The sequence below is a fragment of the Elizabethkingia argenteiflava genome (assembly GCF_009904105.1).
Lineage (GTDB): Bacteria > Bacteroidota > Bacteroidia > Flavobacteriales > Weeksellaceae > Elizabethkingia > Elizabethkingia argenteiflava.
Map to the genome: position 1 here is coordinate 1 of NZ_JAAABJ010000293.1, position 467 is coordinate 467.

Consider the following 467-nt stretch of genomic DNA (forward strand, 5'->3'; position numbering starts at 1 on the left):
ACGATAACCACCATCAGCCAGAATAACTTTAATGCCACAAAGCATTTCTTTTAACACGCGCATAAGTAAAATAACAGCCTTACTATCATGTATATTAGCCATTGTAACCATGATTGCAATTAAAAAACCATTTTTATCAACGACCACATGAAGTTTTATGCCCTTAATCTTTTTATTGCCATCAAATCCTTTTAATGACCGGTTATTGCCACAGCGAATACTCTGGCTGTCCATAATACCAAGCGATGGCTCTGATTTTTGTCCTAGTTTTACTCGAACTTTGCCTCGTAAATGTTCCAACAGTAGTTCGAATTGCCCCATATCTGCCCACTTTTTATAATAATAGTACACCAGTTGCCACTTGGGGAAATCTTGGGGAAGCATACGCCATTGACAACCTGTTTTAACAAGGTAAAGAATACTGTTCCAAATAATCCGTAGATTATGTTTTCGTTTTCTATCATCAA

Annotated in this window: 1 protein-coding gene; it reads right to left on the minus strand. The window is 36.8% G+C overall.

The genetic code is table 11. The features are described from left to right. The coding region (locus tag GNY06_RS03055) for an IS5 family transposase (protein WP_166518752.1) at positions 1-467 on the minus strand (467 nt) is incomplete at both ends.